Source organism: Pseudooceanicola marinus, assembly GCF_020177265.1.
In the GTDB taxonomy this organism is placed as follows: Bacteria; Pseudomonadota; Alphaproteobacteria; order Rhodobacterales; family Rhodobacteraceae; genus Pseudooceanicola; species Pseudooceanicola marinus_A.
Genome location: NZ_JAIVMC010000001.1, coordinates 710024 through 729780, shown reverse-complemented (window position 1 = coordinate 729780; position 19757 = coordinate 710024). Strand labels below are relative to the sequence as shown.

Annotated in this window: 20 protein-coding genes; 8 read left to right on the top strand and 12 right to left on the bottom strand. The window is 67.3% G+C overall.

All coding sequences use genetic code 11. The features are described from left to right. Window positions 1-74: 74 nt before the first annotated feature. Window positions 75-881 carry a serine O-acetyltransferase gene (cysE, locus tag LC066_RS03340; protein WP_085886974.1) on the top strand — a complete coding sequence of 269 codons (807 nt, stop codon included), beginning with the start codon at window positions 75-77 and terminating at the stop codon, window positions 879-881. Between the two features lie 75 nt (window positions 882-956). Here the strand turns inward: cysE and LC066_RS03335 are convergent, their stop codons facing one another. The 9 genes from LC066_RS03335 to LC066_RS03295 form a co-directional block, all read right to left on the bottom strand. Then, on the bottom strand, window positions 957-2045 hold the full coding sequence (locus LC066_RS03335; RefSeq protein WP_224896530.1) for a DUF2278 family protein: 1089 nt from the start codon (window positions 2043-2045) through the stop codon (window positions 957-959). A gap of 111 nt (window positions 2046-2156) precedes the next feature. Further along, window positions 2157-2492: a carboxymuconolactone decarboxylase family protein gene (locus LC066_RS03330; RefSeq protein ID WP_224896529.1), complete on the bottom strand. Its 336-nt coding sequence runs from the start codon at window positions 2490-2492 to the stop codon at window positions 2157-2159. A 62-nt stretch (window positions 2493-2554) separates the two neighbouring features. Continuing rightward, a complete protein-coding gene (locus tag LC066_RS03325) occupies window positions 2555-2887 on the bottom strand; it encodes a carboxymuconolactone decarboxylase family protein (protein WP_224896528.1) in 333 nt (110 codons plus the stop codon). 164 nt (window positions 2888-3051) lie between these two features. After that, window positions 3052-4410, bottom strand: a complete 1359-nt coding sequence (locus LC066_RS03320) for a pyruvate dehydrogenase complex dihydrolipoamide acetyltransferase (RefSeq protein WP_224896527.1) — start codon at window positions 4408-4410, stop codon at window positions 3052-3054. Between the two features lie 12 nt (window positions 4411-4422). Next, a complete protein-coding gene (locus LC066_RS03315; RefSeq protein WP_224896526.1) occupies window positions 4423-5811 on the bottom strand; it encodes a pyruvate dehydrogenase complex E1 component subunit beta in 1389 nt (462 codons plus the stop codon). Between the two features lie 13 nt (window positions 5812-5824). Beyond that, on the bottom strand, window positions 5825-6838 hold the full coding sequence (gene pdhA, locus LC066_RS03310; protein WP_224896525.1) for a pyruvate dehydrogenase (acetyl-transferring) E1 component subunit alpha: 1014 nt from the start codon (window positions 6836-6838) through the stop codon (window positions 5825-5827). 367 nt (window positions 6839-7205) lie between these two features. Then, window positions 7206-7505 carry an FtsB family cell division protein gene (locus LC066_RS03305; protein ID WP_222474666.1) on the bottom strand — a complete coding sequence of 100 codons (300 nt, stop codon included), beginning with the start codon at window positions 7503-7505 and terminating at the stop codon, window positions 7206-7208. Window positions 7506-7671: 166 nt separating this feature from the next. Next, window positions 7672-8595, bottom strand: coding sequence for a fructose bisphosphate aldolase (locus tag LC066_RS03300; RefSeq protein ID WP_224896524.1), 924 nt, complete (start codon window positions 8593-8595; stop codon window positions 7672-7674). Window positions 8596-8824: 229 nt separating this feature from the next. After that, window positions 8825-10009 (bottom strand): phosphoglycerate kinase, encoded by a 1185-nt coding sequence (locus LC066_RS03295; protein ID WP_224896523.1) that lies wholly within the window; start codon window positions 10007-10009, stop codon window positions 8825-8827. Between the two features lie 137 nt (window positions 10010-10146). Here LC066_RS03295 and LC066_RS03290 point away from each other — a divergent pair, with 137 nt between their 5' ends. From LC066_RS03290 to LC066_RS03280, 3 genes are all read left to right on the top strand, one after another. Further along, entirely contained in the window at window positions 10147-10653 is a 507-nt protein-coding gene (locus tag LC066_RS03290) for a peptidylprolyl isomerase (protein ID WP_222474663.1), read from the top strand. Beyond that, complete coding sequence (locus LC066_RS03285; protein WP_224896522.1) at window positions 10646-11206, top strand: peptidylprolyl isomerase; 561 nt, start codon at window positions 10646-10648, stop codon at window positions 11204-11206. The genes LC066_RS03290 and LC066_RS03285 overlap by 8 nt, the downstream gene beginning before the upstream one ends. Before the next feature lie 173 nt (window positions 11207-11379). Beyond that, window positions 11380-11997 carry a LysE family translocator gene (locus LC066_RS03280; RefSeq protein ID WP_224896521.1) on the top strand — a complete coding sequence of 206 codons (618 nt, stop codon included), beginning with the start codon at window positions 11380-11382 and terminating at the stop codon, window positions 11995-11997. Window positions 11998-12006: 9 nt separating this feature from the next. Here the strand turns inward: LC066_RS03280 and LC066_RS03275 are convergent, their stop codons facing one another. Next, on the bottom strand, window positions 12007-12831 hold the full coding sequence (locus LC066_RS03275; protein ID WP_224896520.1) for an isocitrate lyase/PEP mutase family protein: 825 nt from the start codon (window positions 12829-12831) through the stop codon (window positions 12007-12009). A gap of 104 nt (window positions 12832-12935) precedes the next feature. On the opposite strand from LC066_RS03275, the gene LC066_RS03270 reads away from it, so the two are divergent. The 4 genes from LC066_RS03270 (at window position 12936) to LC066_RS03255 (ending at window position 18098) form a co-directional block, all read left to right on the top strand. Beyond that, window positions 12936-13721 carry a metallophosphoesterase family protein gene (locus LC066_RS03270; protein WP_224896519.1) on the top strand — a complete coding sequence of 262 codons (786 nt, stop codon included), beginning with the start codon at window positions 12936-12938 and terminating at the stop codon, window positions 13719-13721. A 205-nt stretch (window positions 13722-13926) separates the two neighbouring features. Further along, the gene (gene cysS / locus LC066_RS03265; RefSeq protein WP_224896518.1) at window positions 13927-15294 is read left to right on the top strand and encodes a cysteine--tRNA ligase; all 1368 of its coding nucleotides are present in this window, start codon (window positions 13927-13929) and stop codon (window positions 15292-15294) included. Between the two features lie 253 nt (window positions 15295-15547). After that, a complete protein-coding gene (gene cimA, locus LC066_RS03260; RefSeq protein ID WP_224896517.1) occupies window positions 15548-17176 on the top strand; it encodes a citramalate synthase in 1629 nt (542 codons plus the stop codon). 124 nt (window positions 17177-17300) lie between these two features. Further along, a complete protein-coding gene (locus LC066_RS03255; RefSeq protein ID WP_224896516.1) occupies window positions 17301-18098 on the top strand; it encodes a squalene/phytoene synthase family protein in 798 nt (265 codons plus the stop codon). 22 nt (window positions 18099-18120) lie between these two features. Here the strand turns inward: LC066_RS03255 and cutA are convergent, their stop codons facing one another. Next, the gene (gene cutA, locus LC066_RS03250) at window positions 18121-18435 is read right to left on the bottom strand and encodes a divalent-cation tolerance protein CutA (RefSeq protein ID WP_224896515.1); all 315 of its coding nucleotides are present in this window, start codon (window positions 18433-18435) and stop codon (window positions 18121-18123) included. Between the two features lie 44 nt (window positions 18436-18479). Beyond that, entirely contained in the window at window positions 18480-19718 is a 1239-nt protein-coding gene (locus tag LC066_RS03245) for an MFS transporter (protein ID WP_224896514.1), read from the bottom strand. Window positions 19719-19757: the final 39 nt, after the last annotated feature.

Sequence of the window (19757 nt, the reverse complement as noted above, 5' to 3'; positions counted from 1 at the left end):
TTTCCCCGACGCGCCTATCTGCTATGGTCAAGACATATCCAGGGCCGTCCCCAGGCCCGCAACGGGAAAAGACCATGGCACATAGCAACCCCAAGCTGGCGGAGCTCGACCCCGTCTGGGACCGCATCCTGCGCGAGGCCGACGAGGCCGTGGCGGCTGAGCCGCTCCTGGGCGGGCTGGTCCACTCCACCATCCTGCACCACCCCTCCATCGAACGCGCGCTGGCCTTCCGCGTCGCGATGAAACTGGCCTCGGACGAGATGCCCGGCCAGCTTCTGCGCGAGATTTGCGATGAGGCGATCTCCTCCGATCCGGGCATCGCCCATGCGGCGCGGGCCGATATCGTGGCGATCCATGACCGCGACGCCGCCTGCCATCGCTTCATCCAGCCTCTGCTGTATTTCAAGGGCTTCCAGGCGGTGCAGGCGCATCGTATCGGGCACTGGCTGTGGAAGGAGGGGCGCAAGGACCTGGCCTACTTCTTCCAGATGCGCAATTCCGAGGTCTTCGGTATCGACATCCATCCCGCTGCCCGCATCGGCAAGGGGATCATGATCGACCACGCCCATTCCATCGTGGTGGGTGAAACCGCCGTGGTGGGCGACAACGTCTCGATGCTGCATTCGGTGACCTTGGGCGGCACCGGCAAGGAAGAGGAAGACCGCCACCCGAAGATCGAGGATGGTGTGCTGATCGGCGCGGGCGCCAAGGTGCTGGGCAACATCAGGGTCGGCCATTGCTCGCGCATTGCGGCCGGGTCGGTGGTGCTGCACGAGGTGCCGCCCTGCACGACCGTGGCCGGTGTGCCGGCAAAGATCGTCGGCAAGGCGGGTTGCGATCAGCCGGCGCTGAGCATGGACCAACTGCTGGGCAACAGCTGACCCCGGCCGGATCACGACAGCGAAGAGCAAAGGGCGCCCCGGGCGCCCTTTTTCACGCGCGATGGCCCGGCGGTATCAGTAGCCTGGCCGAAAGGTCAGGATGCGGCCCTCGGGCTTGCCCTCGGCGGCGGTATAGCTGACGCCATCGGCCTTCAGCCCGGCCGGATCCAGCAGGGTGATCGTGCCGCCGCGGTTCGACAGGCTGACACCCTTCATGGGCACCGTCAGCACCGCGCCCGGTGCCAGCCAGGCATCACCCGAAAGCACCCGGGCCTCGCCCATGGTGTTGACGATCGACCAGCCCGCCAGCGACAGCCCCTCGGCCGAGCGGTTCACCAAGTAGACGCTTTCGGGCTGATCCAGCTCCTCGGGGAAGATGTCGGACCCGCGCGGATTGACCAGCGCCCCCATGATCGCCACGCGGCGGTCGGGCAGGGCGGGCGGCGCCTCGGGCAGCCAGCCCGCGGTGCCGGCCTCAGGCGCGGCGGCCTGAAAACCCAGCAGATCGGCGAAGCTCTCGGCGCCGGGCAGGGGGTGGCCGGTACGGTCGTGGGTGTGCACGGCCTGGCTGACGAAGGCGAAGAAAAGCCCGGCATAGCGGTCTTCATGCGGGTAGTGCAGCAGCACGGCGCCGTCCTGCCACGGCCCGTTGTCCTTGCGAAAGCGGCCATGGCTGCCCTGGTTCATGTGCAGGTCGTGCAGCCCCTGAAGATCGTCATAGGGTTCCCCCAGCAGATGCACCCGGGCGCCCAGGGCGATGGCCGCGCGCAGCTCCGGCAGGACGAAGTCGATCAGGTCGTTGGGCTGCCGCCCGGGCAGGTCATGGGGCAACACGCGCCCGGCACTGAAATCGAGGATGTTCGAGCGGATGTAGTCGAGCGCCGCGCCCCCGGGCTTGCTGGTCAGCCGGCGAAAGCCATCGGGCAGTTCGGCCAGGGCCTGGGTCAGCGGGTGGCGCAGGTCGGGCAGGTGCCAGTAGACCAGTTCCGACACGGCGGTCAGCGATTTCACGTTGATCGCCGCCTGCTTGGCCCCGTCGAAACGCCCCGGCGTCCCATCCTCGAAGTAGAGGTGGATATGGGGGCTTTCGGCGTCCTGGTCGGCCCGTTCCGCATCCACCCGTACCGGTGTGCCGGTCCAGACGCCGTAGTGGGTGATGGGCATGCGGCCTCCGGGTCTTTGCGTGCCGGGCGACCCTAGGCCGCCCGGACGGGAACCGGAAGGGGGCACGGGCGAAAGCCCGCGAGGCAGCGGGGCCGCGCCGCAGGGCCCGGATCAGTCCGACAGGTCGTCCCAGGCGTCGATGGCATGACCCGCGTACATATAGGCCGGGCCGCCCCCCATCAGGACGGCGACGCCCAGGGTATCGACCAGTTCTTCGCGGGTGGCGCCGGCCTTGATCGCCGAGACGATGTGCGAGCCGATGCAATCGTTGCAGCGCATGGCGACGGCGATGGCAATCGCCTGCAGCTCCTTGTGCTTCACCGACAGCACGCCTTCGTCCAGAACCGCATTGTGCAGCGCGCCGAAGCCCTTCTGGATCTCCGGTTTCACCTTCTTGATCTCGCGCAGACCTTTGGTCGTGTCGCCGAGCATGTCATTCCAGTCCATCGTCTGTGTCCTTCGCTTGATGGGTCGCCGCCCGGGGCGGCGAAAGTCGGAGGATGGGGCGGTCAGCCCAGATCATCCCAGGCGTCGATCGCCTTGGCGCCGTACATGTAGGCGGGGCCGCCGCCCATCATCACGACGACGCCGATGGTGTCGATCAGTTCTTCGCGGGTGGCGCCGGCGCGCTGCGCGGCGCGGACGTGGAAGCCGATACAATCGGTGCAGCGTTGCGAGATGCCGATGGCCAGAGCCTGCAGCTCTTTCTCCTTCGTCGACAGGGCGCCGGGCGCCATGGTGGCCTTGTGCAGGGCGGTGAAGCCTTCGCCGATCTGGGGTTTGACCTTGCGGATACGGTTCAAAGCGTCCGACGTGTCGTCGAGGTAGTCTTTCCAGTCCATGACGGGTCCTTCGGTGCGGTTCTCCTCCCGCTGGACCGGTCTAGACCCGGGCGCGCGCCAGGGTCTGTGACTAGGTCACCAAACCGGCGTCCGGACATGAAAAAACGCCCGCAAGGATCTCTCCTCGCGGGCGTTTCATTGTTATTCGCGACGGGCGCCTGGCGTCAGGCCAGCATCACCATCGGGTTTTCCAGGTTCTCGACGATGGCCTTCAGCAGCTCGGCGCCGAGAGCCCCGTCGATGACGCGGTGATCGACCGACAGGGTGACGGACATCACCGTTGCCACTTCGATCTCGCCCTCGTCGTTCACGACCGGCTTCTTCACGCCCGAGCCGACGGCCAGGATGGCGCCATGCGGCGGGTTGATGACCGCGTCGAAGTTGTCGATGCCGAACATGCCGAGGTTGGAGACCGCGAAGGCCCCGCCCTGGTATTCATGCGGCGCCAGCTTGCGGTCGCGCGCACGGCCCGCCAGGTCCTTCATCTCTGCCGACAGGGACGAGAGCGACTTCATGTCCGCGTCCTTCAGCACCGGGGTGAACAGGCCCCCTTCGATCGCCACGGCCACGGCCACGTCCGACGGCTTCAGCTTCAGCACCCGGTCGCCGGCCCAGACGGCATTGGCATCCGGCACGGACTGCAGCGCCAGGGCGCAGGCCTTGATGATGAAGTCGTTGACCGACAGCTTCACGCCCCGGCCTTCCAGCTGCTTGTTCAGCTGGGCACGGAACTTCATCAGCGCGTCGAGCTTGATGTCGCGGCGCAGGTAGAAATGCGGGATGGTCTGCTTGGCCTCGGTCAGGCGGGCGGCGATGGTCTTGCGCATCCCGTCCAGCTTCACCTCCTCGAACTCGCGATCCTCGTACATCTTGAGGACGGCTTCGGTCGAAGGGCCGGTGCCGACAGCGGCCGGGGCCGCGGCTTCGGCCTTCGGCGCGGCGGCCTCGGACTTGGCGGTGGCGGGCTTGGCCTCCGCGGCCTCGACATCGGCCTTCACGATCCGCCCATGCGGGCCGGAGCCCTTCAGGCTGGCCAGGTCCAGACCCTTTTGCGCGGCGATGCGGCGCGCCAGGGGCGAAGCGAAGATGCGCTTGCCGTCGGCATCCTTGGGGGCTGCGGGGGCAGGGGTGTCCGGCGTCTTGCCGGTGCCTGCGGCCGCGCCGCCCTGGGTACCGGCGCCGGGAACCTTGTCCGTTGCCTTGGCACCGTCGTCGGCCTTGGCCTCGGATTTCGCTTCCGACTTGGGCGCCTCGGCGCTGTCGATGTCGTCAGCGCTTTCGCCCTCTTCCAGCAGCACGGCGATCGGGGTGTTCACCTTCACGCCTTCGCTGCCTTCGGAGACGAGGATCTTGCCGATGACACCTTCGTCGACGGCCTCGAATTCCATGGTCGCCTTGTCGGTCTCGATCTCGGCCAGCAGGTCGCCCGAGCTGACCGTATCGCCTTCCTTCACCAGCCACTTGGCCAGCGTGCCTTCTTCCATCGTCGGAGAGAGGGCGGGCATCAGGATTTCCGTGGGCATTGCTCTCTCTCCTTAGCGGTAGGTGACTTTCTTCACCGCCGCGATGACCTCATCCGTGGTCACCAGCGCCAGCTTCTCGAGGTTGGCGGCATAGGGCATGGGCACGTCCTTGCCGGTGCAGTTCAGCACGGGCGCGTCGAGGTAATCGAAGGCGCGTTCCATGATCGTGGCCGACAGGTGGTTGCCGATGGAGCCGACGGGGAAGCCTTCCTCGACGGTGACACAGCGGTTGGTCTTCATCACCGAGGCGATGACCGTGTCGTAGTCGATGGGACGCAGGGTGCGCAGGTCGATGACCTCGGCACTGATGCCATCCTCGGCCAGCTTGTCGGCGGCCTGCAGGGCATACTGCATGCCGATGCCGAAGGAGACGATGGTGACATCGCTGCCCTCGCGCCAGATGCGCGCCTTGCCGAAGGGAATGGTGAAATCATCCAGCACCGGCACCTCGAAGGAGCGGCCGTAGAGGATCTCGTTTTCCAGGAAGATCACCGGGTTCGGATCGCGGATCGCCTGTTTCAGCAGGCCCTTCGCATCCGAGGCGGAGTAGGGCATGACGACCTTCAGGCCCGGGATATGCGCGTACCAGGATGCGTAGTCCTGGCTGTGCTGGGCGGCCACGCGGGCGGCGGCGCCGTTCGGGCCGCGGAAGACCATGGGCGCGCCCATCTGGCCACCGGACATATAGAGCGTCTTGGCGGCGGAGTTGATGATCTGGTCCATCGCCTGCATGGCGAAGTTGAAGGTCATGAACTCGACGATGGGTTTCAGGCCACCGAAGGCGGCACCGACTGCTAGACCGGCAAAGCCGTGCTCGGTGATCGGCGTGTCGACGACGCGGTTCGAACCGAACTCGTCCAGCAGGCCCTGGGTGACCTTGTAGGCGCCTTCGTATTCGGCCACCTCTTCACCCATGACATAGACCAGCTCATCGGCGCGCATCTCTTCGGCCATGGCGTCGCGCAGGGCCTCGCGGACGGTCTGTTCCTTCATCTCCGTGCCTTCGGGCCAGTCGGGTGAGGCGTTGGATTTGACCTCGGCCGGGGCGCTGGCGGCGGCGGGCGCCTTGGCGGGGGCCGGGGCCTCCTCCTCGTCGCTGTCGTCGGAGCTGTCGGCGGAGGGAGCGGCGGAGACCTCGCCGATGTCGTCGGCGCTTTCGCCTTCTTCCAGCAGCACGGCGATCGGGGTGTTGACCTTTACGCCCTCGGTGCCTTCCTCGATGAGGATCTTGCCGATGGTGCCTTCGTCGACGGCTTCAAACTCCATCGTCGCCTTGTCGGTCTCGATCTCGGCCAGGATGTCGCCGGACGACACGGTGTCGCCTTCCTTGACCATCCATTTGGCCAGGGTGCCTTCTTCCATCGTCGGAGAGAGGGCGGGCATCAGAACTTCAGTAGGCATTTGCGATCCTCCCTCAGGCGTCGTGCTGCGGAATTTCATCCGCGTAGATGTCGCTCCACAGCTCCTCGAGCGCGGGCTCGGGGCTTTCCTTGGCGAAATCGGCAGAGTTGTTGACGATGTCCTTGATCGTCTTGTCGATCGACTTCAGGTCGTCCTCGGTGGCGTGCTTTCCGTCGATCAGCATCTGGCGGATGTGCTCGATCGGGTCATGCTTCTCGCGCATGTTCTGCACTTCCTCGCGGGTCCGGTATTTCGCCGGGTCCGACATGGAGTGGCCGCGATAGCGGTAGGTCTTGATTTCCAGGATGTAGGGGCCTTCGCCCGAGCGGCAGTGCGCCACGGCCTTCTCGCCCGCTTCCTTGACCGCCAGCACGTCCATGCCGTCGACCAGCTGGCCGGGGATGCCGAAGGGTTCGCCGCGCTTGTAGATCTCGGCCGAGGAGGTCGAGCGTTTCTGCGCGGTCCCCATGGCGTACTGGTTGTTCTCGATCACGAAGATCACCGGCAGCTTCCAGACGGCCGCCATGTTGAAGCTCTCGTAGACCTGGCCCTGGTTGGCCGCGCCGTCGCCAAAGTAGGCGAAGGAGACGCGGTCGTTGCCCAGGTACTTGTCGGCGAAGGCCAGGCCGGTGCCGATCGGCACCTGGGCGCCAACGATGCCGTGGCCGCCGTAGAAGTCCTTCTCCTTGGAGAACATGTGCATGGAGCCGCCCTTGCCCTTGGAATACCCGCCTTCGCGGCCCGTGAGCTCGGCCATGACGCCGTTGGGATCCATGCCGCAGGCCAGCATGTGGCCGTGGTCACGGTAGGAGGTGACGCGCTTGTCGCCTTCCTTCGCCGCGGCTTCCAGGCCGACCACAACGGCTTCCTGGCCGATGTAGAGGTGACAGAAGCCACCGATCAGCCCCATGCCGTAAAGCTGGCCCGCCTTCTCTTCGAAGCGCCGGATCAGCAGCATGTCGTGGTAATATTTCTTCAGCTCATCCGCCGAAACATTCGGCTTGGCTGCGGATTTGCGGGTCGCCATGCGGTGTCCTCCCCGTGAGTCGAAATGCAAATCTTGGATAGTTTAACGCTAAACTATCTCCTACAGCATAACCGCCCGTGATGCGAGGGTCAAAATCACCGCAGTTGGCCGGGTTGCCGTCAGTGCAAGACTAGAGGGGTTTTCGCCCTTGTCCATGGGCCTTTCGCCTCGGGCGCCGATCTGGCCGTCCGGCGCCGCGCCACTGCGCGCGTAATCTCTGAGCGCGCACGGGCGCAGGCGCGGACCCATGAGTTCTCTTTGGTAGGAGTGTCCCGGGGGGGTGTTGAACCGCAGGCTCTAGGGGCAGAGCCCCGTGGCCGTCCGATCCGGACAGCACATCAATCATGTCGATGGAGGGGAGGGCGCCTCAGCGCAGGACGAACTCGTCCACGCGCACCAGGCCCAGAACATCGCGGGCCTGCTGGTCGAGAAGGTCGAGATCCAGGTAGTCATCGGAAAGACGGGCGGTCTTGTTCGCCATCTCCTCGATGCGACTGTCGAGCCGCGCCAGCTCCGCGCTGAGATCTTCATTCGCGGCCACCACCTCTGCCCGTCGGAACAGACCGTATTCCCCCTGCACGGCGGCAAAGGTGAAATACATCCCCAACATCAGGATGGCGCCGAAATAAAGAAACAGCCCGAATGCCGGGCGCGACTCGTTGCTCATGCTTGCCTCAATGACCCGCCTCTGTCGGGCGGTGTAGGCGAATCATGCCACAGGTGATTCGCGATGTGAATCCCCAATCGTGACGATCACGCAAAAAGATTCGTGAGAGGGCCAGACAAAAGGGGCGCCCGGTGGACGCCCCTGAAATCCTTCTGGAAACCCGGGGTTAGCCGGCGACGGAGGCGTCGTAGATCGAGATGATCGAGGTGGCCAGGGTCTGGTCGAATTCCTCGTCCGACTGATCCGCCGACAGGCCTTCGGTCAGGGCGCGGCTGAAGGAGGCGATCATGCCGGTTTGGCGCGACAGCCGCTCGTTCGCCTCGTCGCGGGCATAGCCGCCCGACAGCGCGACGACACGCATCACGGCCGGATGGTCGACCAGAGGCTTGTACTGGTTGTCCTTCTCCGGAAGCGTCAGCTTCAGCATCACCTGGGTGCCCTGGGGCAGGGCGTCGAGCTGGGCCAGGATGGCATCGCGAAGCAGATCCTCGGCCTCGGCCTTGTCGGGGATGCTGATCGTCACCTCCGGCTCGATGATCGGGATCAGCCCGTGCGACAGGATCTGCTTGCCCACCTCGAACTGCTGGGCGACCACGGCCTTGATCCCCTCGGGCGCGGCGGCGCTGACCACCGAGCGCATCTTGGTGCCGAAGATCCCCTTGGCCACGGCGCGTTCGCACAGCGCGTCCAGGTCGGGCATTGGCTTCATCAGCTGCACGCCGCCCTCCTCGGCGGCCAGGCCCTTGTCGACCTTCAGCAGCGGCACCACGCGGCATTCCTTCCACAGGTATTCGGCAACCGGCGTGCCGTCGATCTCGCCGTCCATGGTGCGCTCGAACAGGATCGCCGCGATCACCTTGTTGCCGTTGAAGGCCGGCGACTTGATGATCCGGGCGCGCATCTCGTGGACCAGGGCGAACATCTCGGCGTCGTTGGAATAGGCATCCTCGCTCACGCCATAGAGCTTCAGCGCCTTCGGGGTCGAACCGCCGCTCTGGTCGAGCGCGGCGATGAACCCGTCGCCGGAGCGCATCTGTTCCGCCATAGCGGGATCGGATTTGACCATCTCGGCCTGCATCGTGTCGGACATGTGTTTCGCCTGAAATTCTTGGGTTACACCAATCGGGTCCGCGCGGTGCGGTCCCCCTCTGCCCCCTTCCTAGGCGAGCTGTGTAACGCTGGCAATTCAGGTTGCGCTAACGTGCCCGCGGCCCCCGTCCGGCGGGCGGATCACCGCGGAAAAGGACGGCGAAACGCGAAACGCCGCCCCCCGAGGGGACGGCGCTTCTGCGTGTTTCGATCGGCCCGTCTGTCGCGGATCAGGCTTCCAGCGCGGCCACCCCGGGCAGGGTCTTGCCCTCCATCCATTCCAGGAAGGCGCCGCCTGCGGTGGAGATATAGGTGAAATCATCGGCGGCGCCCGAGGCGTTCAGCGCGGCCACGGTATCCCCGCCGCCGGCGACCGATTTCAGCTTTCCCGCCTTGGTCAGCTCGGCCGCCTTCAGGGCGGCGGCATCGGTGGCGGCGTTGAAGGGCTCGATCTCGAAGGCGCCCAGGGGGCCGTTCCAGATCAGCGTATGGGCGGTCTCGAAGGCGGCGCCGATCCGGGCCACTGCGTCGGGGCCGGCGTCCAAGATCATCGCGTCGGCCGGGCAGTCGGTGACCGAGACGGTCTCGTTCTCGGCGCCCGCCTTTAATTCGCGCGCCACGACGACGTCGGAGGGCAGGATCACCTCGCAGCCCACGTCGAGGCCCTTCAGCATGATTTTCTTGGCGGTGGTGATCAGGTCGTGTTCACACAGCGACTTGCCCACGTCGATGCCCTGGGCGGCAAGAAAGGTGTTGGCCATGCCGCCGCCGATCACCAGGCGGTCGACCTTCTCGACCAGGTTGCCCAGCAGATCCAGCTTGGTGGACACCTTGGCGCCGCCGACCACGGCCACCACCGGGCGCTGCGGCTTGCCGAGCGCGCTTTCCAGCGTTTCCAGCTCGGTCTGCATCAGGCGACCGGCGCAGCAGGGCAGTTCATGCGCCAGCGCCTCGGTCGAGGCGTGCGCCCGGTGCGCGGCGCTGAAGGCGTCGTTGCAGTAGACATCGCCCAGCGAGGCCAGTTCCTTGGCCAGGTCGGGGTCGTTCTTCTCCTCGCCCGGGTGGAAGCGGATGTTTTCCAGCAGCAGCACCTCGGCCTTGTCCTGTTCGTTGGTGTGGGCCTTGGCGGCCTCCAGCGTCTCGATGAAGACGACCTTGCGGCCCAGGGCCTCTTCCAGGGCGGGCAGGGTGACGCGCAGCGACATCTCGGGCACGACCTTGCCCTTCGGGCGGCCGAAGTGGGCGATCAGCACGGGCTGTCCCCCCTTTTCCAGGATCGCCTCGACCGTGGGAACGATTCGCTCGATCCGGGTCGCGTCGGTCACTTTTCCGTTTTCCACGGGCACGTTGATGTCGACCCGGGTCAGCACCCGCTTGCCGTCAAGGTCCATGTCATCAAGCGTTTTCCAGCCCATAGAGGTTCTCCCGGATGCGTTTGGCGTCTTGGTCGGACCAGTGATGGCCGCTTCCCGGCCCATGGTCAACCAGCCCGCCTTGGCAATCGGGTCACATCTGCATAATGCTGGCGCAAACACCGGAAGGAGACTGGCACATGGCCGAGATCAAGGACCCCGAGAACACCATCGTGATGGAGCTGAAGAACGGCACCGTCACCATCGAGCTGCTGCCCGACGTGGCGCCCCAGCATTCCGAACGCATGAAGGAACTGGCCCGCGCCGGTGCCTATGACGGCGTTGTCTTCCACCGCGTGATCGACGGTTTCATGGCCCAGACCGGCGACGTGAAGAACGGCAACAAGAACGAGGGCTTCGACCTGCGCATGGCGGGCACCGGCGGGTCCGACCTGCCGAACCTGCCGGCCGAGTTCTCCAAGCTGCCCCACGATCGCGGCACCCTGGGCGCGGCGCGCAGCCAGAACCCGAACTCTGCCAACTCGCAGTTCTTCATCAACTTCAAGGACAACCACTTCCTCAACGGCCAGTACACCGTCTACGGCCGCGTGATCGAGGGAATGGAGCACGTCGACGCGATCACCAAGGGCGAGCCGCCGGCGGATCCCGACATGATGATCTCCGTGAAGGTGGCCGCCGATGCGTAAGCTGGCCCTTTCCGCGGCCCTGGTGGCGCTGGCGGGACCGGCGCTGGCCACCGGTCTGGACATTCAGATCGCGGGCCAGGCCAATGGCACCGTCCATGTGGAGCTGTTCGACGATGTTGCCCCGCAGCACGTGGAACGGATCACCACCCTGGCCGAAGAAGGCGCCTATGACGGCGTCTACTTCCACCGCGTGATCGAGAGCTTCATGGCCCAAACCGGCGACGTGCAATACGCGCGCAACCCCTCCGAGGGGGGCGACATGCGCCGCGCCGGCACCGGCGGCTCCGACTATGCGGATCTGCCGGCCGAGTTCTCCGACATCCCCTTCACCCGGGGTGTCGTCGGCATGGCGCGGTCTTCGGACCCCGACAGCGCCAACTCGCAGTTCTTCATCATGTTCACCGAGTATCCCTCGCTGAACGGCCAGTACACGGTCGTCGGCGAAGTGACCTCGGGCATGGAGGTCGTCGACCAGATCAAGCGCGGCCAGGGCCGCAGCGGGGCGGTCGCGGGCGAGCCCGACATGATGCAGACGGTCACCGTCACCGACTGAGGCGCCTGCGGGCGTGACACAGCGGCCCCGGTGGAAACGCCGGGGCCGTTCTTCATTCCGGTGTCGGCCTGTGGCCCGGTTGGGCTGCGGGGTCGGTCGGGCGGGCGCGCGTGGTCTGGCCTGGGGCGCGCGGATATGCTCTATCACGCGCGGATTTGCTGCGGAGTGCCCCCATGATCGACCTGCTGGTCTTCATCCCTGCCTGTTTCGCCCTGAACCTGGCGTTCGGGCCGAACAACCTGCTGTCGCTGACCCACGGCGCGGAACGCGGCGTGGCATTCGCCCTGACCGCCGCGATGGCCCGGCTGGCGGCCTTCGTGCCGATGATTGCCGCCAGCGCCCTTGGGCTTGGCGTGCTGATGTCGACCTCGGCGCTTCTGTTCGGGGTGGTGAAGGTGGCGGGCGCGCTCTACCTGCTGTGGCTGGGCGTGAAACTGCTGCGGACCCGTCCGACGGTGGATGCGCAGGGGCAGGGCCATGTGCCCGCCAGCCTGCGTCAGGCGGCCCGGCGCGAGGGGCTGGCGGCGGTCAGCAACCCCAAGGCGATCCTGATCTTCGCCGCCTTCTTCCCGCAGTTCGTGGACACGCAGGCCTACTGGACCAGCTACGCCACCCTCGGGGCCCTGTTTCTGGGGCTGGAGGCCTGCGCGATCACCATTTACGCCCTGGCAGGCCGTTTCGCCGCGCGCTTCGCCTCTCGTCGCATGCACTGGTTCCAGCGCGCCTCGGGCGGCGGCATGGTGCTGTTCGGCCTGCTGCTGCTGGCCAGCCGTCAGCCGGGCCAGGCCTGAGGGCGCGTCTCAGTCGGGGCGCGCGCCTTTCAGCAGCAGCGCGTCGACCACGTCGCCCGCCACGGATTTCTTTAGCTTGGAGAAGCTGCCGTCCTCGTAAAGCTCCTGCATGGCGTCGATGATGACGCGATGCGTCGCCCGCGCCAGGGCCGAGCCGAGGGAGATGCGCGCCACGCCGATACGGGCGAAATCCTCGGCCGCGTAGCTGGCCAGGTGGCCGGCGGCCAGGGCGTTGACGGGCAGGTCGGTGCTTTCGACCAGGGCCTGCAGATCCTCGAAACTGGGCGGGCCAGGCACGTAGAGGACATCGGCGCCGGCGGCCTCGTAGCCCGCGCAGCGGGCCCGCGCCTCCGCCATGTCGTAGGTGCCGTTCATCACCCCGTCGGCCCGCGCCGCCAGCACGAAGTCACCGGGCAGGGCGCGCGCCGCCGCTGCGCCCGCGCGGATCCGTTCCACCGCCAGGTCGTGATCGTAGGAGGTCGCGCCGCCCGGCGGATTGTCCTCGATCGAGATGCCGGCCAGCCCCGCCTCGGCCGCCAGGCGCACGGTTTCGGCCACCGTGTCGGGGTCGTCGCCATAGCCGTTCTCGAAATCGCCCGAGACGGGCAGGGGCGTGGCGGCCACCAGCGCCTCGGCATGGGCCAGGGCCTCGTCCCGGGTGACGTTGCCGTCGGGCCGGCCCAAAGTGAAGCCGAAGGCGGCGGAGGAGGTGCCGATGGCCTGGGCGCCAAGCGCGGCCAGCATCCGGGCCGATCCGGCGTCCCAGGCGTTGGCCAGGACGAAGGGCTGTCCCTTGCGGTGCAGGGCGCGGAAGGCGGGGGCGGGGTCGTGCATCGGGCTCTCCTGTCGGCTCTTGGGCGGAGCGTCGGGCAGAGCGGGCCGTGGTGCAAGGGTTTTTGCGCTTGTCTCGGACCGGGTCCGCGGGTCAGGCTGCTGACATGACCGGCCCGCTTCTTTCCCTGGAACCCCGCCCCGCGCTGCCCGACCGCTTCGCGGTGCTGGCCGATGTGCACGGCAACAGCGACGCCCTGCGCGCGGTGCTGGCGGATCTGCGGCTGGTGCTGCCGGCCTCGGCGGCGCTGCTGGTGCTGGGCGACCATTTCTCCGGCCCGCTGGATGCGGCCGGCACGGCCGAGCTGCTGCTGCCGCTGGACTGTCACGCCCTGCGTGGCAACCATGATCGTTACCTTCTGGAAGGGCCAGCTTCCGCCCTGGGGCCGTCGGACCGGGTCGCCCATGCGGCGCTCGACGCCGCCGCCTTCCGCTGGCTGGCCGGGCTGCCCGAGGGGCTGGATTTCGGTGACGTGCAGGCCTGGCACGCCACGCCCCGCGCCGATGACCGCTACTGGACCCATGGGGTGGATGACGACGGTCAGGTGCAGCTGCGCGCGCCGCAGGACATGGCCGAGGAGGCCCGCGGCACCACCGCGCCCCTGCTGATCTGCGCCCATACCCATCTGCCCGGTCTTTGGGCATTGTCCACGGGCCAGATGCTCCTGAACCCCGGCTCGGTCGGCTGCCCGGCCTACAACGACACGGCGCCCGTGCCCCATGTGGTGGCCGCCGGGCACCCGCTGGCCAGCTATGCCCTGGTCGAACGCCGGGCTGAAGGGTGGCAGGTCAGCCATCGCCATGTCCCCTACGACAGCACTGCCATGGCCGCCCGTGCCCGCGCCGAGGGGCGCGAGGACTGGGCCCGCGCCGTCACCCTGGGGCATCTCTGACCGCGCGGGGTGCATCATCCCCCTTGGCAGGCCCGGCCCGACAGGCTAAGGATCGGCGCATGAAGCACATGATCGCCATCATTACCGGCTGCATCATTCCCTGCTGAGAATTCTCTCGCGGGCCGCTTCCTCGTTTCCTGATCCGGAACATCCTGATAAGCCGCCCGCGGGCAAACCCCGTCACGGGACCGTCGAGGAGCGAGACATGGTCGAGATCAGGCTGCACAATTCGAAGACGCGCAAGAAGGAGCCGTTCGAGCCGATCGACGCGGCCGACGTCCGGATGTATGTCTGTGGTCCCACGGTCTATGACCGCGCCCACCTGGGCAACGCCCGTCCCGTGGTGGTCTTCGACGCGCTCTATCGCCTGCTGCGCCATGTTTACGGGCCCGAGCATGTGACCTATGTGCGCAACTTCACCGACGTCGACGACAAGATCAACGCCAAGGCCGAGACCACGGGCCGCAAGATCCGCGATATCACGGATGAGACCATCGCCTGGTATCACGAGGACATGGACGCCCTCGGCACCCTGCGCCCCACCCATGAGCCGCGCGCGACCGAATACATCGGCCAGATGATCGCCATGATCGAGATGCTGATCGCCCAGGGCCACGCCTATGCCGCCGAGGGCCACGTGCTCTTCTCCGTCGACAGCTACAAGGCCTACGGTGGGCTGTCGGGCCGCTCGGTCGAGGACATGATCGCCGGCGCCCGGGTCGAGGTCGCGCCCTACAAGCGCGATCCGATGGATTTCGTGCTGTGGAAACCCTCGGACGAGGGTACGCCGGGCTGGGCCAGCCCCTGGGGCCGGGGGCGTCCGGGTTGGCACATCGAATGCTCCGCCATGAGCTATGAGCTTCTGGGCGACAGTTTCGACATCCACGGCGGCGGCATCGACCTGCAGTTCCCGCACCACGAAAACGAGATCGCCCAGAGCTGCTGCGCCCATCCGAAGGGGAAGTTCGCCAACTACTGGCTGCACAACGAGATGCTGCAGGTCGAGGGCAAGAAGATGTCCAAGTCGCTGGGCAACTTCTTTACCGTGCGGGATCTGCTGGATCAGGGCGTGCCGGGAGAGGTGATCCGGATGGTGTTCCTCGGGACGCACTACGGCAAGCCGATGGACTGGACCGAGAAGAAGCGCGCCGAGGCGGAGGCCACGTTGCGCAAGTGGCGTGGTCTGGTCGCGGGCGTCGAGGCGGGCGAGGTTTCGGAGGCCGTCGTGGCGGCGCTGGCCGACGACCTGAACACCGCCGGCGCCGTGGCCGAGCTGCACAAGCTGGCAGGCGCAGGCGATGCGGCGGAGCTGAAGGCCTCGGCGCAGTTCCTCGGGCTGCTGACGGAGGAGCTGGGAAGCTGGGCCGAGGCGCCGCAGGCGGACCTTTCGACCTACGCTGAGGCACTGGCCGCGACCCGCGAAGAGGCCTTGCAGACCAAGGATTTCTCCAAGGTCGACGCGATGAAACAGGCGCTGATTGCCGCCGGGGTCGAGGTGCGCATGTCAAAGGCTGGGGTGGAGCTTCTGCCCGGCGCCGATTTCGACGCGGCCAAGCTGGAAGGTTTGCTGTGATGTGGCCCTGCTCAACAGAGGGCAGCGCCCGGCCCGAGGGGGGGCGTGTAGCGCCCGCCCTGGGGGGCGGCGGGTCGGGCGCTGCCCGTGATGCAGGCATCACGGGCGTTCCAATGGATGCAGGGCAAACCACCCGGGGGGGCGGCCGGGCGCGGCCCGAGCCGCTGCGCGCCTCGGTTGGGTCCTCGAAACCTGACCTCACCACTCAAAGACACCCGAGCTTCGCTCGCCAACGGGCCGGAGGAGGGCTCTGATGGAACGTCTCTATCTCTACGACACGACCCTGCGCGACGGGCAGCAGACCCAAGGGGTGCAGTTCTCCACCCCCGAGAAGATCCGCATCGCGGAAATGCTGGACGAGCTGGGGGTCGACTACATCGAGGGCGGCTGGCCCGGGGCCAACCCGACTGACAGCGCCTTCTTCGAGGCCGCACCCGAAACCCGCGCCACCATGACCGCCTTCGGCATGACCAAGCGCGCGGGCGTCTCGGCGGAAAACGACGACGTGCTGGCCGCCGTGATGAACGCCCGCACGCCCGCCGTCTGCCTGGTGGGCAAGACCCATGATTTCCACGTCTCCACCGCGCTCGGCATCACGCTGGAGGAGAACCTCGACAACATCTCCCGCTCCGTCGGGCACATGGTGGCCGAGGGGCGCGAGGCGCTGTTCGACGCCGAACACTTCTTCGACGGCTGGAAGGCCAACCGGGAGTATGCGCTGGAATGTGTCCATGCGGCGCTGAACGCCGGCGCTCGCTGGGTGGTGCTGTGCGATACCAACGGCGGCACCCTGCCGGTGGAGATCGGGGACATCGTGCGCGACGTCATCGCCTCCGGTGCGCCGGGCGACCGGCTGGGCATCCACACCCACAACGACACCGCCAATGCGGTGGCGGGCAGCCTGGCCGCCGTCGATGCGGGCGTGCGCCAGATCCAGGGCACGCTGAACGGCCTTGGCGAACGCTGCGGCAATGCCAACCTGGTAACGCTGATCCCGACGCTGCTGCTGAAGGAGCCCTATGCGTCGACCTACGAGACGCAGGTGAAGCGCGAGGCGCTGGTGAACCTGACGCCGATCTCGCGCCAGCTGGATGACATCCTGAACCGCGTGCCGGTGAAACAGGCGCCCTTCGTCGGGGCCTCCGCCTTCGCCCACAAGGCTGGCCTGCATGCCAGCGCGATCCTGAAGGACCCCTCGACCTACGAACACGTGGATCCTTCGGTGATCGGCAACGAACGCATCATCCCCATGTCCAACCAGGCCGGGCAGTCGAACCTGCGCCGCCGGCTGGAGGAGACGGGGATCACCGTGGAAAAGGGTAACCCGGCGTTGCCGGAGATGCTCTCCGAGGTGAAGGCGCGGGAGGATCGCGGCTATACCTACGACAGCGCTCAGGCCAGTTTCGAACTGCTGGCGCGCCACGTGCTGGGTCAGCTGCCCGCTTTCTTCGAGGTCGACCGCTACCGCGTCAGCATAGAACGGCGCCGCAACGCGCGCGGCGAAAGCGTGACCGTGTCGGAGGCCGTGGTCGCCACCATCGTCGACGGGCAGAAGATCCTGTCGGTGTCGGAAAGCCTGGACGAGGACGGCAATGACCGCGGCCCCGTGAACGCCCTGTGGAAGGCGCTGGCCAAGGATCTGGGCAAGTACCAGTGCCAGATCGACGACATGCGGCTGGTCGATTTTAAGGTGCGTATCACGCAAGGCGGCACCGAGGCCGTCACCCGCGTCATCATCGACAGCGAGGATGGTGAGGGCCGCCGCTGGTCCACCGTGGGCGTGTCGGCCAACATAGTCGATGCCAGTTTCGAGGCTCTGGTGGATGCCGTCACCTGGCGGTTGATGCAGGCGCCGCCCGCCCAGGCGCGGGCCGGGGAGTGATCCGTTTGGGGGACGAGAGGGCAGGGGGCTGGGCAGCCGCCTGCCGCTCTGATACCTCCCGCCGCAACGCGGCGTGCGCGCCCCGACTCCCCTGCGCCGCCGCCCGCCTGACCGGAGACCGCCCGTGACCTCTTCCTCCCCCGCCGCCCCTTGGTCCGACGACCTGACCGCCTGTGCCGAACTGGTGGAACGCGGTGACGTGCCCCGCTTCCGCGCCACCATGGCCGCGCCGGTGTCGGCCCGCCCGGCGCTTTTCGCGCTCTATGCCTTCAACATCGAGGTCAGCCGCGCCCCCTGGGTCACGCAGGAGCCGATGATCGCCGAGATGCGCCTGCAATGGTGGCGCGACGCGCTGGAGGAGATCGGCAAGGGCGAGGGCATTCGGCGGCACGAGGTGGTGACGCCCCTGTCGCATTACCTGACGCCGGAGGGAGCCGGGGTGCTGGATGGGCTGATCGAGGCGCGTCGCTGGGACATCTGGAAGGAACCCTTCGAGGATGACGCCCATTTCCGCCGCTACCTGGATGCGACCTCTGCCGGTCTGCTGCGCGCCGGGGCCGGCATGCTGGGCGGTGACCTGCCCGAAGCCGTGGCCGCCGACGCGGGCTTTGCCCTGGGCCTGGCCGCCTGGTTCCGCGCCATCCCCGAGCTGGAGAATGCACAGCGGATGCCGCTGCCTGACGGGCGCGAAAGCACGGTGCGGGATCTGGCGGACGAGGCCCTGACGCGACTGGCCGCCGCGCGGGCGCAGCGGGGGGCGGTCGGCAAGGCGGCGGCGCCGCTCTTGTCCCTCGCGCCCGAGGCGGCGATGGTGCTGAAACTGGCACGCAAGGAACCGGCGCGGGTGAAACATGCGGCGCTCGATCCAGCGCCGCTGGCGGCCCGGCTGGGCCTGCTGCGGGCCAGCCTCGGGCGCTGGTGATCCCGCGCGGGACAGGGGGCCGTCAGGCCTCGCGCGTCTCCGCGAGGACCCAGGCCTCGTAGCCCGCATTGGCCTGCACCTCATGGCGCAGCACCGCGGGCAGCTCGTAGGGATGCAACTCCACGATCGCCGCCTCGACCGCATCCGCAAGCTCGATCCGGGTCTTCACGCGCAGGGAATATTCCTCCTCCGCGCGGACCTCGCCTTCCCAGCGATAGAGGCTGACCACGGTGCGCGAGCGGTTGGCGCAGGCGATCAGCCGCGCCTCCAGCAGATGCGCGGCGATCCGGTCGGCCACGCCGCGGGCGGGACAGAGTGTTTCAACCTCTAAGATCATCCGGTCCTCCTCGCAGGGCTCGGGTTCGGGCTCGGGCGGGGCGCTCAGGCCTCCGCTTCATCCTTCGGTCGTAGCACCAGCCAGATCAGCGCGCCACCGGCAAGCGCCAGAAGTGGTGCCATGGCCAGGTTGACCGCGCTCCAACCGGCCTGGGCCGAGGCACCGGAGCAGTTCATCAGCCCGCCCGAGGCAAAGGAGGCCGCGGTCACGCCGCCGAAGACGATCAGGTCGTTGAGGCCCTGCATGCGGCCGCGCTCTTCCTTCGTGTGGCTTTGTGCCAGCATCGTCGTTGCCCCGATGAAACCGAAGTTCCAGCCGATGCCCAGCAGGATCAGCGCGCCGAAGAAGTTCTCCAGCTGCACGCCCTGAAGGGCGACGGCCCCTGCGGCGGCCAGGATCACCAGCCCCGCGCCCACGACCTTTTCCACCCCGAAGCGGGCGATCACGTGGCCGGTGAAGAAGCTGGGCACATACATGGCCAGCACGTGGGCGCTGACCACGTCGGCGGCATTAGTGGTCTCAAATCCGCAGCCGACGACGGCCAGCGGGGTGGAGGTCATCACCAGGTTCATCAGCGCGTAGGAGACCATGGCGCAGATCACAGCCACCAGGATGCGCGGCGTGGTGATCAGCTCCCACCGGCTGCGACCCGGGGCAGGGGCGGCGGTGCCGGGGGGATGCGCCTCGGGGCGCGGAATGTCGAGGAAGCTGAAGAGGACCGGGCCCAGCAGGTTCAGCCCCATCACCAGAAGGTAGGTGCCCATGAAGGGCACGATCAGCGCGTCATTGGTCAGCTTACCCAGCTGTGGCCCGATCAGCGCCGCCAGCAGCCCGCCCGCCATCACGTAGGAGATCGCCTTGGGCTGAAACTCCGGGCTGGCGGTGTCGGAGGCGGCGAAGCGGAAGAAGCCCTGCGTCGACATGTAGGTGCCGGTCAGCAGCGAGCCCAGCAGGAAGATGACGAAGCTCTGTTGGAACAATCCGAAGGCTGCGACCAGCGCGCCCAGGGCGCCGATGACGGTGCCGACCGAGAAGCCGAAGCGGCGCCCGCGTTTCTGCATCAGCGCCGACATCGGCGTGGCCGAGAGCATGGACCCCAGCACGATCATCGAGATCGGCATGGTCGCCAGGCAGGGGTTGGGCGCCAGGCTCTGCCCGGCCAGCCCCCCGATGGTGAAGATCATCGGCATCTGCGCGCCCAGGATGGCCTGGGCCGCCACCAGCACCACCACGTTGCGGCGGGCGCGGGCATCGGTATCGGGGGAGTATGTCGTCTCGGTCATGGACGAAGCCGTAGCCCGGCTTCGCGCGTGCGGCAAGTG